This is a genomic window from Weissella paramesenteroides ATCC 33313 (assembly GCF_000160575.1).
GTDB classification, from domain to species: Bacteria; Bacillota; Bacilli; order Lactobacillales; family Lactobacillaceae; genus Weissella; species Weissella paramesenteroides.
The window spans coordinates 88,053-102,064 of record NZ_GG697128.1; the positions used below are offsets into that span (position 1 = coordinate 88,053).

Genomic DNA, 14,012 nt, shown 5'->3' on the forward strand with positions numbered 1-14,012 from the left:
AAAGGGGCTTTTTTTATACTAATTAAGTAACATTCTTAATGTTATTTTTTTGGTACTTGTATGTTCAATAAATACATTATTCAACCCGTGGATACAGTTGATGGTAATTTTTGTATTATTTTTAGTTAAAGAAAGGTCGGCTTTATGGAACCAGTTAATACTGATATGCAAGATATTAAACAAGGTAATATTCATGATTATGATAACTATTTAGAATATTTCAACAATAAACCTATTACACAAAATTATAAAACTGAATATCACTCAGTCACTTTTGTATCAACCGGAATTATCCCATATGATGGTGGAATTACAACGATGCTTCATCTTGGAACATTGTTAAGCAAAAAAGGATATGATGTTTATTATCAAAGCTGTGTACCGCAGAAAGTTGAGGATATGCAAACCAACGCCGATTTTAATTTTCCCGGCTATCAAGGAACTTGCTTGGCAGAGGCATCATTTTCACAGCATCATTCTGATATTTGGATAGCAACATTATGGGAAACTGCGTATTTGATCAAGAATTTGCCGGGGTACAAAATGTATTTTGTGCAAGACTATGAGCCCTATTTTTATCCCTATGGTGATCGCTCTCAACTAGCTAAGCGTAGCTACCAGCTTGGTTTACATATGGTCTCTTTAGGTTCATGGTGTGCGGAAATGGTACGCCAACAATGTGAACTCGACAGTCCCTTAGATCAGATTAACTTTCCAGTTGATGTTAATCACTATCAATATCATCATAGAAATTTCCAAGAATATCCAGGTAAAAAAGAACTTAATCTAGCAGTTTACACCAAATTTAATAGTCCTCGCCGTGCGCCAATTAACATTCAATTGCTTTTGTACAATACGGAAAAATTATTAGCGCAGAAAAATATCAAACTAAATATCAGTTATTTTGGTACTATTAAAACGGAAAAATTTATTAATGGTAAAAATCTGGGAAAGCTTAACAAAGAACAGTTACGAGAACTATACTATAATGCTGACTTTGGGATTGCACCATCAATGACTAATTTTTCCTTAGTGCCTTTTGAAATGATGAGTTGTGGTTTACCGTTTCTGGACTTTGAAGAAGGAACTGGCAAAGATTTTATTCCTGACGATTGCTGCTACTATACCAAATTCAATGAGTATGATTTGTCGCATTTGTTTGAAGAAATTTGTAATGAGCCGACAAAGTTAGAAAGAAAAACCAAGAACGCTAAAAGTTATTTAACCCAAATCACATGGGGAAAAACACTAACAGATTTTCTAGCTATCATTGAAAATATCGAACGAAAATCTGGTACATCCACCAATTAATCGCCTAATTTTCTCTCAATTTTTTTGGATATTTCAATAAAGGAGGATTAAATCATCAATTGAATTGTTTAGCAAGCATTATAATATGTTTGGATAAAGCATTTTTAACAGAAACTGGTGCTTCAATCAGCTGGGCTCCTGGACCAAGAAATAGTAACCAGTTAATCAGTGGTTCGAGAGGCGTTATATCACGTAGTGTCAACATACCAGTATTTTGAAAGGGATCTCGATAAGTAAGTTGCGCATTAAATGGATGGTATTTATGATACTGGCTAATTGCCTGCGCATCTAAGTAATAGATTAAATATGGTGACTTTTTTTGGTCCGATAGCCATTGCTGGATGGTTGACTGAGATGGTTGTTTTGATGTTGGAAGAGTAGCAACAGTCATTAAATTACTAATCGCAAGAATGATAACTGTTTTTGTTTTAAATTCAAGTAGTTGCGCATACCAACTACCGGATTCACGTAATAGATGAATTAGGTAACCTACATAGGTTTCAGTGTTTGTAGTAAGGCGGACAAACCGACTAGTTAGGGACAACTCCAGAAGCGTGTCGAGCATAGGGTTAGAAAAATCGGTAAGATCCAATAAATCCGGTTTAGAAGGATTTGTACCTTCAAAGATTAAAAGTCTGTTAAGTTCAATCAACTCATCTTGTTGTGTTTGGGGAATTAAACCAATCAACTTTTCCGCTATTGATTGGCGACTTTTAAGATAAGGTAGTTGACGGTTACGTGTTGCCATAAAAGCAATAAACAAGGCTTTGATTTGATCATCAGTAAAGTAGATTGGTGATAATACCTTGTTAGTCAATACTGAATAGCCACCATCATGGCCAACTGTTGCGGTGAGAGGGAGACCAAGATCTTCAATTTCATGAACATCTCGAATTGCAGTAGCTCGCGAAATATCAAACGTCGTCATCAGATCCTGAAGAGTAAAGAAGCTACGGTTATTCATAAAGCGCATCATGGTGTAGATTCGTTCAGTTTTTTTCATCTCATCCCCCAAAGGTATCATTATTTGATACTATTATACGACATACTAATTCTGTTAAAAGAAATACGCCATTAAAATTGGAGGAATTAATATGAGTGATTTTCATGTCGAGCAACAAGAGGCTTTTACAGTTTTAGGTATTCAAAAAGAGTTAACTAGCAATTATACCGATTTTGCTGGTTTGGCTGCTGAAAAACAAGCATTTTGGCAAATAATCAATGAGAATGGTCAACTAGAACGCTTAAAAATGCTGGCCATTAGTGATGAACTGTTCTTTGTTAATGAGGCAGTTGATAATAAAATGATGTATTACGTCGGTGTTCGTGCCGATAAAATGGACTCTAAGGCAGATCGCTTGATTCAGTTTCCTGTTGGAGAATATGTTGTGGTGCTGAGCCAAGGGGATGATACTTATTCACTTAGTGAGTCTGTTATCAATGAAACTTTTGGGAGTGTACTGGGCCAAGTGAGTGGTTATGCATATGTTGGTGGTCCCAATGGTGTGTCTATTACTGGTAGTGGTGATAATCTGAATGCAAAAATGTTTGTGCCAGTTGTTCAGCAATAATCAAAAAAATTTTGGAAATTTCCGCAACAAGAAATAAGATACTGTTAACAGACAGTAAAATGCTTTGAACTAGATCTAGAAATAATTAGTTGAATATTTTAGAAATTGAGCAACCAAATCTACAAAGAATGTTATTGCTTTATATAGATCAACAAAACCCCGTAAGTTGAAGTGATTTCCAAAACTTACGGGGTTTTACTATGTTTTCAAAAGAGGTATAAATTGCAACTGCCAAGTATCAAATAAAGTGGCCTTTTTGTAGAACCCAAAAATTGCCCCAAAATAAATGGCTAGTACTAATGCAAATTTTACTAATTTTGGCTAGGACTGCTATTGGCCTTGACATAGAAGGAGCGACTTCCGCGGTCAATTAGCTGTTGGAGTAAATGAAACAGTATAATAATCCAACTGAATGACAACACAAAACCGATAATTTCAAAAGCTGTCAATGATAAATAATTTACGCCCTCAAATAAAATATCAGCGGCTACTAGAATCGCACCAATCGTGTAAGAAAGTGAGAGAAACTCTTTGCTGATTCCTGGCAACAACCAGCGAATACCAATAATCAAAACAATGATAAAGTATACCAGGAAACCTGAGACTTTATCATGTATGTAATGTGAAGCAGCATTGTTTGGGGAAAAACCTACTGCACCAAGATCAACTGCCATAAATGTGAGAAGTGTCCGCAAAACATTTAATCGCCATGCATGCGGATAGATAGCATGTAGTGACACAAATATGTAATCTACCAGCGCCACCATGACAAGCGCCGAGAACATCAGAGTAATGTTAAACTGCCAACTATTACTGGCTAATTTAGTTCCCAAGAAGCTCAGATTATATTGCCACCACCGATGCGATGTATTGGAAGCCATGGAGATTAAGACACCACTGACAATCACTATCGTAAATACTCGTATTAACATACTAGGGGTTAACGAGAAGGCTGCGAGAATCATAACATAGTTAATAATCATTTCAAAAATAAAAAAGATGATTGTCGCTGTCAATAGGTCGAATGACAAGCCATCAAACATTGTTTCAAATAACCAGAAAAGGCCCAATAATCCCAAACCTAGAATAAGTCCGAATGATAAGATAATGACTGGAAAATTTCGCCAATAAATGTTTTTTGAAAATGGATTCGTTTGGTTCCGTCGCTCCCGAATAAAGAAAATACAAAATAATAGTGTCCCCATGATTGTCCCCAGCAAAATTGTTCCCGTGGCAAGTGACATTTTCCCACTCAACGCTATTTGGGTGTTTCCGTGTAACGTGAACAATATATTAAATATTAATGCACCGATTAATGCTGGTAGTATGTACCAGAATAACGAAATACGTTGATACAACATTTCACTCTCAGCTCTCTCAATTAGCGCATCATGGTTGCGCAAGGTTATTTTAACCTGGTCGTCTTCTTCAAGGTTAAGCTGCTTGGTTAACTTTTGTGGTAGTTTAAGCCACATGTTTTGTTCGGACATTGTTTTGCTTTCCATTTCTCTTTCTTAATACACTAATTTTACCAGTGCAGTAATACATATTATAATAGCCCAATTTTATGAAAAACAGAAATATTAAGGAATTAAACTATATTCTCTCGGACTGGACAATAATTTTAAGCTAAGGGCTAGGCTTCTAGTTTACATAATCCATGCAATCTAAAATAAGAATGTTGTCATAACAAGATTTATGTGTTTTCATAGGGCTTGACAAGATACTTGCATATTAAATATTCAAGCGTATAATTATAGGAGCTGGAAAAGTTCATTTTCATTGGAACGGAGGTGAAATATTATGGCACGAATTCCACAGAATCTTGTTGAAGAGATTCGTGAACGCGTTAATATTGTTGATGTTGTTTCACCATACGTACAGTTAAAGAAACAGGGGCGTAATTTGTTTGGGAAATGTCCGTTTCACGAAGAACGAACACCTTCATTTTCTGTTAATGAAGAGAAACAAATTTTCCACTGTTTTTCATGTGGCCGAGGTGGAAATGTCTTTAGTTTTCTAATGGAGATTGAGAATTTATCATTTCCACAGGCTGTTGCAAAAGTTGCACCACAGGCTGGTGTTGATTTGGATGAAGCCTATCTTGATAATGATCAGAATGTACAAGTTGATCCAGAGATTAAAGCATTGCGTGAGTTATATGAAGAGGCAACAAAGCTATATCATCACTTGTTAGTTAATACTGCTTCAGGTGAAGAAGCACTGTCGTATCTAACTTCACGAGGATTAGATGAGAAAACAATCGATGCATTCATGTTAGGGTATGCACCTGAAGGCAATATTCTATATGATTACTTCCAAACACAAAAGGTTGATTATCAGTTATTGCGCAAATCAGAATTATTTGTCGAATGGTCGGATGGCAGTCTGCATGATCGATTTGCTAACCGAGTATTATTTACGATTAGAGACAGTGCTGGACACCCAATCGCATTTTCTGGTCGAAAGCTAACTCAAAATGATGATGAGCCAAAATATATTAATTCACCTGAAAGTCTACTATTTAATAAATCAGCAGAATTATTCAATTTGGATTTAGCAAAAGATACCATTAAGAAAAAGAAGCATGTCATTCTTTTTGAAGGATTCATGGATGTCATTGCCGCGTTTCAAGCTGGTGTGCAAAATGGTGTTGCTTCAATGGGAACATCACTGACGTCTGAGCAAATACAACGTTTATCTAGAATGACTGATAAGATTAGTATTAGTTATGACGCTGATATGGCAGGACAAAAGGCGACAAAGCGAGCACTTGATTTAATTACACAGCAAGGACGTTTGTCTGCACAAATTATTCATATTCCAGATAATCAAGATCCTGATGAATATTTGCGTTCAAATGATGCAACGGCATTTAATCAAGTTTTAGTACACAATGTTGAAGACCCGGTTACTTTTAATTTAAGATATTTACAGATTGATCGTAACTTACATAATCAAACTGAATTGTTTTCATACATTAGTGATGCATTGGTGGTCATTGCAACAGTAAAAGAGCCTGTTATACGTGAACAGTTTTTACGTCAGCTTGCTAATGAATTTGATTTAAGCTATGAAGCATTACAGGATCAAATTCGCCCAATTTTATTACAAAAACAAGCACAACGATCATCGGGGGCTACTAACACTGAATCGGGTAATAGACAAAAAGCTCGCCATCAGTCCTTTCCTGATAATCAAATCATTAAAAAGAGTGTCACACGTATAGAAAAAGCTGAGCAAATATTGCTAGCATGGATGCTCCGTGATAATGATGTTTGGTTGCAAGTTACTAATCGTGCTAATTTCTCTTTTCAGGATGTACCATATGAAACATTGTATATGATTGCGATGGCGTATCGTGAAGAGTATCAGCAACAACCAGCAACAGACATGGCGGCATTTATGGATTATGTGCAAAAGCCCGAATTAACTAGAATATTAGCATCATTGGAAGAAATTGATTCAGAGTTATTTATGGATCGAGAGCAAGTCTCAGAGTATATTCGTGTGATTAGTGATGAAGCGCCGTTAGAGGAAAAAATTCGTCAATTATCACGTGATATAAAAGAAGCAAATCAATTGCATGATCATGCACGTATTGCACAACTGAGCGTCGAATATATGACAGTTTTAAAACAAAAGCAAACAAAGAATTTAGATAATTAAGGAGTTTACTATGACTGCAAAGAAAACAGAGGAAAGTGCTGCTCAATTCAGTAAAACTGATTTTGATAAAGCGGTTAAGAGTATCATCAAAGAATTTAAGAAAGATAAGCAAATCAAGGAAACTGATTTGCAAAAGGCAGTTGTTAAGCCAATGTCTTTGAATGCTGATCAAATTGATGATTTATACGATCAAATTGAATCTGCAGGAATTTCTGTTGTTGATGAAAATGGCGAACCCACTGCGCGTGCGCTAGAAAATAAAAAGACAAAGCTGTCTGCAAAGGAATTGAAACAAGCTGCAGATGCACCAACTGGTATGAAAATTAATGATCCGGTTCGTATGTATCTGAAGGAAATTGGTCGAGTTTCTTTGTTGACTGGGGATGAAGAAGTTTCTCTAGCCGAAAGAATTGAGGCCGGTGACGAAACGGCAAAACAAGAATTAGCTGAAGCAAACTTACGATTAGTGGTTTCAATTGCCAAGCGTTATGTTGGTCGTGGTATGCAATTCCTTGATTTAATTCAAGAAGGAAATATGGGATTGATGAAGGCGGTCGAGAAGTTTGATTATCGTAAGGGATTCAAGTTCTCAACTTATGCCACTTGGTGGATTCGTCAAGCAATCACCCGTGCAATTGCTGATCAAGCCCGTACCATTCGAATTCCTGTACACATGGTTGAAACAATTAACAAATTAATTCGAATTCAACGTAATTTGTTACAGGATTTGGGACGTGAACCAACACCTGAAGAAATCGGTGCTGAAATGGATGTTGCAACTGAGAAGGTTCGGGATATTTTGAAGATTGCACAAGAACCAGTTTCTTTGGAAACACCTATTGGTGAAGAGGATGATTCTCATCTAGGTGATTTCATTGAAGATAATGAAGCTGTTTCACCAGCTGACTCAGCAGCTTATCAAATGTTGAAAGAACAACTAGAATCAGTGCTTGATACACTAACTGATCGTGAAGAAAATGTGTTGCGACTACGTTTTGGTCTTGAGGATGGTCGTACACGTACTTTAGAAGAAGTCGGTAAGGTATTCGGGGTTACCCGTGAACGAATCCGTCAAATTGAAGCAAAAGCGTTGCGAAAGTTACGTCACCCATCACGCTCAAAACAATTGCGTGATTTCTTGGATTAAGTAACATAAGACAACAATTATAGAGTGGTTTAACTATTAATTCGTAGTTAAAGCCACTCTTTTTACATAAAAAATCTTGTTAATGTGTGAGGAGTAGGCAGATGGTTTTTATTTCTTTAGGATGTGCTCTTTTAGCTGGATTTTTATTAGCTAATCAAAATCCAATTAATTCTGACTTGAGTAGAATTGTCAGGTCACCATTTTTAGCAGCATCAATTTCTTTTTTAGTGGGTACAGTATTTTTAGGATTACTGAGTTGGGGAATGTCGGGTAATCTATGGCCTACTAGAGAATTTATTAGTAACCAACCAATGTGGATCTGGCTGGGTGGTTTATTAGGGGGCATTTACTTAACGTCTAATGTTGTCTTATTTCCAAAGCTTGGCGCGATGCAAACAGTGATTCTACCAATTCTTGGTCAAATTTTAATGGGGACAATCATAGACACTTTTGGCTGGTTCCAGGCAGCGATTATTCCGTTAACCATGTTGCGACTAGTCGGTCTGGTGGTTCTAATATTGGGAGTTGTCTGTGCGGTTGTTTTACCTAGCAAGTTAAAAAAAGATGAACTGATGTTGAATAATCTGGAAAAAGAGACAGGTAAATTATTCTGGCAAATTTGGGCAATTATTGCAGGGGCCATTTCGGCAACGCAACAAGCTATTAACGGCCATTTGGGTACCCTTTTACATAATTCTGAACAAGCTGCATTTATATCATTTTTTACAGGTTTTATATTAATTGCGATTTTTTCACTAATTCTTGAACGTCGACTACCTAAATTATCTGAATTGAAAACGACAAAGCTTTGGAATTGGTTTGGTGGTATACTGGGTGGTTCTTTTGTCCTCGCCACAGTACTAACTGTTCCAAAAATTGGTGCAGGATTAACAATTACAATGGGATTAATTGGTTCTATCACTGGGTCAATGCTGGTTCAGCAATTTGGTTGGTGGCGATCTGCTAAGTCTTCAGTCAGTCTGATTCAAATTATTGGTGTCATTATTATGGCTGTGGGTGTAGCGATTATTAAGTTTCTATAGTAAAAGGGGGGATGATGTATGGAAGAACATCAATCTAAATTAACAAATTTTAGTTTTCCATTACTCGCATCGAACTTTGCGTCAGTCTTCGGCGACGGCGTTTATCGATTTGGGTTGAATTGGTTCTTGGTAGCAAGTTATGGTAATGCTGAAATTCTTGGGATATTGACTGGTTTTGGGTTCATTGTCTATGTCCTTAATGATATTTTTGTTGGCTCAATTTTAGACCGATTTAATCGAAAAAAAGTCCTACTAATAGCGGATTTGTTAGGCGCAATTGGTGCATTAGGTTTATCATTCTTTATTGATCCAGCTAAACCACAAGTATGGATTTTATTCATGTTGACCTTTATCCTAAATGTTGATGTTTCATATTCATATCCTGCAACGAGAGCAATCCTACCTGATGTTATCAAAGAAAAGTCGTTAGCAGGATTTAACGCATGGGCCAGTGCAGCATTTTCAACAGGACAAGCAATGGGGCCATTAGTAGGTGGTTTATTATTACACTTTGAGTGGATCAATCTAAGAACTTTCCTGCAAATCCTTGGAATTATGCTATTGGTAACAGTACTGTTTAATTTAGCGATTAAGTATCGACCAGCACCAAAGGAAGAGCCACATATTATTGAGCCTTTCTTACAAAGTTTAACGGCAGGATTTAAATATGTGCAGCAATCACCTAAACTCTTTGAATCAATGCTACTTACTATATGGACAAACTTTTTCTTTGAGGGATTTATTTTAGCAATGCCATATCTTATTCAACATAATTATCATGGTACGGCTACAAGTTATTCAACAGCATTAACTTTAGCAGCAATTGCGGGCGTTTTTGTTAGTGTGATATTAGCAAAATTACCACAATATAACACAATGAGTTCTATGTACCGAGATTTCTATTTGTTAGGTGTTGCATTTTTAGTAGCAACATTCTTTAAGTATCTTTGGGTATTTATTGTATTAGTCATTTTGTATGGTTTTGCCCGTTCAGCTTTTGTTATTAAAATCAATACTGTGCGACAGCAAGCTAGTGCACCAGAATACTTGGGTCGTGTTTTTGGTATCTCTTTCTTTGCGACTGATTTATTCTCACCAATTATTACGGTAGCGTTGGGATACGGTGTATCCATAATGGGTGAGTGGACTATCTTCTTGCTCGGTGCGCTATTAATTATTGGTATGTTAGTAATTAAAGTTCTAAGTAATTACCATGCACGAAAGTTAGTAAGGAAAAACGACTTTTAATTTAATGAACATTCAGTTATTTAAAAAGCAATGATTAACCTTAATGTATGTCAGCAATTTACCCATTTTTCGTGGTAAACTTGTAGTTAATAGATAAAAATAGGAGTTTTTAGTTATGACAAAAGTTTTGGTCGTTGATGACGAACCATCATTACAAACTCTACTAACGTATAACTTAAAGAAATCTGGTTTTGATGTGGTCTCGGCCGTAGATGGTAAACAAGCATTAGACATTATTCATGAACAAAAAATTGATATTGTCTTATTAGACATTATGTTACCTGAAGAAAGTGGTGTGGACGTCACTCGTGAATTACGAGCTGAGAAAAATCAAATTCCAATTATTATGTTGACGGCTTTAGATGACGAAATTGATAAAGTTGTTGGTCTAGAGATTGGTGCAGATGATTATGTGACGAAACCATTCAGTCCAAGAGAAGTTATTGCACGTGTACATGCGGTTTTACGACGTTTTAGTCAGAAAACACAAACGGAAAAAGAACAGAGCGTGAAACATAGTCAATCATATGGTCGGTTGACGATTGATTTTGATAAGATGGTTGTGCAGTTTGACGGTGAAATTGTTAAACTGACCCCAAAAGAATACGAATTATTAGCATATATGGCTGAGCGCGAAGGACGCGTTCTAAGTCGTGAAACCATTTTAGATGGTGTTTGGGGTTATGAATTTTCTGGTCCAGATACTCGCATGGTTGACATGCACCTATCACACCTACGAGATAAGATTGAGCTGGATCCAAAACATCCGGTTTATTTAAAGACAGTTCGTGGCTTTGGTTATCGTTTTGACCGCTCACATGATGAACGAGAGTAAGGGGTTGAATGATGAATATTGATGAATTAATCCAATCAGCAAAACGTTTTGTCCTTTTCTGGTTTATTTATGCAGCAATTATTTGGCTCATACTATGGTTGACCTCACTGACGGGTGATCAAAATGTGACTCTGAAATGGCATGTTTTGGTATTACTTTCAATGATTTTGGCTGGTGCAACAACATTAGCCTTAGAAATTCAAAGACAAAGACGAGATGCACATTTAACACTGTTTATTGAAAAATTACAGGATTTGGAAACGACCCATACGCATACTGCGCATGTTCTAATGCACCCAGATGATTCTTTAGCACCGCTTGCAGCAGCAATTAATAGCGTTCAGCATTTAAATAGTAAGCGCATTAAAATCATGCAAGAGCAGAGTAGTACGATGGAAACTTTGATGGAGAATATGCCATTGGGTGTATTGCAAATTACTCCTGAACGTAAGATTATTCAAGCAAATGATCAGGCAAGTCAATTACTCGGTGTGCAACATAGTTTGATCAATCAACACTATGATAATGTTATTAAATATCATCGTTTAATGGAACTTTTTGAACAAGCGCTTAAACAAAAAAAGAAATTTCGTGAACTAGTTAAAATTGATGATAAGACAGTTGATGTTTCAGTTGTTTACTATGAAACACGTGAGCGTCATTTTGAACTATTAGTTCTGCTCTATGATATGACAGAAGTTATTCAAATGAAGGACATGCAAACTGCGTTTGTTGCCAATGCTTCACATGAATTACGAACACCTTTGACATCAATTTCAGGATTTACAGAAACATTATTAAACGGGGCGCAAGAAGATCCAACAGATAGACAACAATTTTTAGAAATTATTCAATCTGAGACAAAACGCTTGCTAGACTTGACTGATGATATTTTGACATTGGCGAAAGTACCGGAGCGAGCAAACACGCTGCAACAGTTTAATATGTCTGAAATGGTTGAGAAGATTTTTAATGCGAAAGCAGAAATTAAAGACAATTTGAATTTAACACTTAAAAATGAAGTTAACGATACACTTGTTGTGAACCAAAATAAGAGTAATTTTGAACAAATTTTGACGAATTTAATTGGTAATGCAATGAAATATAATCGGCAAGATGGTTCGGTTAAGGTCTCAGCGATGGTCACAGCAAATGAATTAGTATTTGCAGTCAAGGACACTGGACTAGGAATTCCAAGTGATGAACAAAACCGGATTTTCGAACGCTTTTATCGCGTTGATAAGTCCCGTACAAAATCAATTCCAGGTACCGGCCTAGGACTAGCAATTGTGAATGATTTGGTTGAGCAAGCGCAAGGAAAAATTGAATTAACCAGTCAAGTGGGCGTTGGTACAACAATCACAGTCACTTTACCATTACAATAAAGATTATTTTAACTACAAAGAAAGAGGTTTAACATGTCTATATCACGCCCAATGGTTATCGGTGTCACGGGAGGATCTGGATCTGGAAAAACAACCGTCAGCCAGGACATTATTAAACGCCTTAAAGGTGAGTCGGTTGTTATGGTTCCGCAAGATGCGTATTACCGTGATCAAAGTGAAAAAAGTATGGCTGAACGGCGAATGACCAACTATGATCATCCTGATTCATTAGATAATGAATTATTGATTGCCCAATTAAAGCGACTATTAAATCGTGAATCTATCGATCAGCCAACTTACGATTATACAAATCACACACGATCAGATAAGACAATTACAGTAGCTCCAGCTGATGTAATTATTTTAGAAGGGGTATTATTATTTACAGAGCCAAGATTACGTGATTTGCTAGATATTAAGGTATACGTTGATACTGATGATGATTTGCGTTTTATTCGTCGGATGCAACGTGACATTGTTGAGCGTGGACGAACAGTCGATTCAGTGGTCAACCAATATATGGAGACTGTGAAGCCGATGTATCACCAGTTTGTGGAACCCACAAAGCGTTACGCTGATATTATCCTACCGGAAGGTGGCGCAAATACGGTTGGTATCGGAATGTTGGAAGCTCAAATTCGAGCAATTTTAAGTCAAAACAAGGCATAAATAAATTTCCTAAAGAAAGCGTGAGAATATTGGAAGAACGAATTTGGAATCGTGTTGTAAAGTATACCGAACTACAGGGGACGTCTGGTCAGGAACATCTTGTTAGACAAGCATTTAGAGACGATCTTTCACCATTGGTTGATGAGGTCGTTCAAAATGGTTTGGGTGGTCTTTATGGTATCCGACATAGCGAAGATGCTAATGCACCACGAATTATGTTTGGTGCACATATGGATGAAGTTGGCTTTATTGTCACACAAATTACCCAACGTGGGATGTTAGTTGTCGCACCAGTTGGTGGTTGGAATCCATATACAGTCTCTGCTGAGCGTTTTACACTTTTCACTCGTGATAACGCTTATCCAGTCGTTTCTTCTTCAGTTTCACCACATCTTTTACGTCAGGGAAATGTTAATGGTACACCACAAATTCAAGATATCTTGTTTGACGGTGGTTTCACTTCAGCAGATGAAGTGGCAGAATATGGTATTCATCCAGGTGATTTCATTGTTCCCGATGTCACAACAAAAATGTTAGCAAATGGTAAGCGTGTTGTATCAAAAAGCTGGGACAATCGTTTCGGTTTAGTGACAATTTTAAATGCATTAGAGAATTTAAAAAACAAAAAATTACCAAATACTCTGATTATGGGAGCTAATACGCAGGAAGAAGTTGGACTAAGAGGTGTTGGACCAGCCGTCAACCAGTTAAAACCTGATATTTTCTTTGCATTAGATTCATCAGCAGCAGATGATACCCTATCTTCTGAGGGACAGGGTCAAATGGATCACGGTGCATTGTTACGCGTCTTTGATCCTGGTGTGGTTATGCCACTACGATTGAAGGAATTTGTTTTAGACACCGCACATGATGCTGGAATCTCATTACAATATTTTGTTGCCAAGGGTGGTACTGATGCACATGGCGCACAGTCACAGAATCAAGGTATTCCGTCCGTTGCGCTAGGTGTGGCATCTCGCTATATCCATACACATCAAACGGTTTGGTCGGTGGCAGATTTTGAGTCTGCGCAAGCATTGGTGGAAACACTAGCACAAAAATTAGACGCAACAACCGTTAATGACATTATTTATGGCGACTAATCATTTTAAAAAATTAAATTAATTAAAAGGA

12 protein-coding genes are annotated in these 14,012 nt (G+C 36.9%); 10 read left to right on the plus strand and 2 right to left on the minus strand.

The window, feature by feature from the left end:
- The first annotated feature begins 144 nt into the window (after positions 1 to 144).
- Positions 145 to 1,311, plus strand: coding sequence for a glycosyltransferase family protein (locus tag HMPREF0877_RS00430; RefSeq protein WP_002827072.1), 1,167 nt, complete (start codon positions 145 to 147; stop codon positions 1,309 to 1,311).
- Positions 1,312 to 1,366: 55 nt separating this feature from the next.
- On the opposite strand, the gene HMPREF0877_RS00435 is transcribed toward HMPREF0877_RS00430, so the two are convergent.
- On the minus strand, positions 1,367 to 2,314 hold the full coding sequence (locus tag HMPREF0877_RS00435; RefSeq protein WP_040760072.1) for a helix-turn-helix transcriptional regulator: 948 nt from the start codon (positions 2,312 to 2,314) through the stop codon (positions 1,367 to 1,369).
- A gap of 91 nt (positions 2,315 to 2,405) precedes the next feature.
- On the opposite strand from HMPREF0877_RS00435, the gene HMPREF0877_RS00440 reads away from it, so the two are divergent.
- Entirely contained in the window at positions 2,406 to 2,882 is a 477-nt protein-coding gene (locus HMPREF0877_RS00440; protein WP_002827074.1) for an effector binding domain-containing protein, read from the plus strand.
- Between the two features lie 311 nt (positions 2,883 to 3,193).
- Here the strand turns inward: HMPREF0877_RS00440 and HMPREF0877_RS00445 are convergent, their stop codons facing one another.
- Complete coding sequence (locus HMPREF0877_RS00445) at positions 3,194 to 4,372, minus strand: hypothetical protein (protein ID WP_040760075.1); 1,179 nt, start codon at positions 4,370 to 4,372, stop codon at positions 3,194 to 3,196.
- A 313-nt stretch (positions 4,373 to 4,685) separates the two neighbouring features.
- Between HMPREF0877_RS00445 and dnaG the strand changes: the two genes are divergently transcribed.
- From dnaG to pepA, 8 genes are all read left to right on the plus strand, one after another.
- Positions 4,686 to 6,551 (plus strand): DNA primase, encoded by a 1,866-nt coding sequence (dnaG, locus tag HMPREF0877_RS00450; RefSeq protein ID WP_002827076.1) that lies wholly within the window; start codon positions 4,686 to 4,688, stop codon positions 6,549 to 6,551.
- A 10-nt stretch (positions 6,552 to 6,561) separates the two neighbouring features.
- Positions 6,562 to 7,698, plus strand: coding sequence for an RNA polymerase sigma factor RpoD (gene rpoD / locus HMPREF0877_RS00455; protein ID WP_002827077.1), 1,137 nt, complete (start codon positions 6,562 to 6,564; stop codon positions 7,696 to 7,698).
- A gap of 101 nt (positions 7,699 to 7,799) precedes the next feature.
- Complete coding sequence (locus HMPREF0877_RS00460; RefSeq protein WP_002827078.1) at positions 7,800 to 8,741, plus strand: DMT family transporter; 942 nt, start codon at positions 7,800 to 7,802, stop codon at positions 8,739 to 8,741.
- A gap of 18 nt (positions 8,742 to 8,759) precedes the next feature.
- A complete protein-coding gene (locus HMPREF0877_RS00465) occupies positions 8,760 to 9,989 on the plus strand; it encodes an MFS transporter (protein WP_002827079.1) in 1,230 nt (409 codons plus the stop codon).
- Positions 9,990 to 10,104: 115 nt separating this feature from the next.
- Positions 10,105 to 10,824, plus strand: a complete 720-nt coding sequence (locus HMPREF0877_RS00470; RefSeq protein ID WP_002827080.1) for a response regulator transcription factor — start codon at positions 10,105 to 10,107, stop codon at positions 10,822 to 10,824.
- Positions 10,825 to 10,832: 8 nt separating this feature from the next.
- Positions 10,833 to 12,209, plus strand: coding sequence for a sensor histidine kinase (locus HMPREF0877_RS00475; RefSeq protein WP_002827081.1), 1,377 nt, complete (start codon positions 10,833 to 10,835; stop codon positions 12,207 to 12,209).
- 33 nt (positions 12,210 to 12,242) lie between these two features.
- Positions 12,243 to 12,878: a uridine kinase gene (gene udk, locus HMPREF0877_RS00480; protein ID WP_040760078.1), complete on the plus strand. Its 636-nt coding sequence runs from the start codon at positions 12,243 to 12,245 to the stop codon at positions 12,876 to 12,878.
- Between the two features lie 29 nt (positions 12,879 to 12,907).
- Positions 12,908 to 13,981 (plus strand): glutamyl aminopeptidase, encoded by a 1,074-nt coding sequence (gene pepA, locus HMPREF0877_RS00485; RefSeq protein ID WP_040760081.1) that lies wholly within the window; start codon positions 12,908 to 12,910, stop codon positions 13,979 to 13,981.
- Positions 13,982 to 14,012: the final 31 nt, after the last annotated feature.

Coding starts and splice junctions, on each gene's coding strand:
- rpoD (WP_002827077.1), top strand. CDS start 6,562: ATGACTGCAAAGAAAACAGAGGAAAGTGCTGCTCAATTCAGTAAAACT.
- HMPREF0877_RS00465 (WP_002827079.1), top strand. CDS start 8,760: ATGGAAGAACATCAATCTAAATTAACAAATTTTAGTTTTCCATTACTC.
- HMPREF0877_RS00430 (WP_002827072.1), top strand. CDS start 145: ATGGAACCAGTTAATACTGATATGCAAGATATTAAACAAGGTAATATT.
- HMPREF0877_RS00470 (WP_002827080.1), top strand. CDS start 10,105: ATGACAAAAGTTTTGGTCGTTGATGACGAACCATCATTACAAACTCTA.
- HMPREF0877_RS00475 (WP_002827081.1), top strand. CDS start 10,833: ATGATGAATATTGATGAATTAATCCAATCAGCAAAACGTTTTGTCCTT.
- udk (WP_040760078.1), top strand. CDS start 12,243: ATGTCTATATCACGCCCAATGGTTATCGGTGTCACGGGAGGATCTGGA.
- HMPREF0877_RS00440 (WP_002827074.1), top strand. CDS start 2,406: ATGAGTGATTTTCATGTCGAGCAACAAGAGGCTTTTACAGTTTTAGGT.
- HMPREF0877_RS00460 (WP_002827078.1), top strand. CDS start 7,800: ATGGTTTTTATTTCTTTAGGATGTGCTCTTTTAGCTGGATTTTTATTA.
- HMPREF0877_RS00445 (WP_040760075.1), bottom strand. CDS start 4,372: ATGTCCGAACAAAACATGTGGCTTAAACTACCACAAAAGTTAACCAAG.
- HMPREF0877_RS00435 (WP_040760072.1), bottom strand. CDS start 2,314: ATGAAAAAAACTGAACGAATCTACACCATGATGCGCTTTATGAATAAC.
- dnaG (WP_002827076.1), top strand. CDS start 4,686: ATGGCACGAATTCCACAGAATCTTGTTGAAGAGATTCGTGAACGCGTT.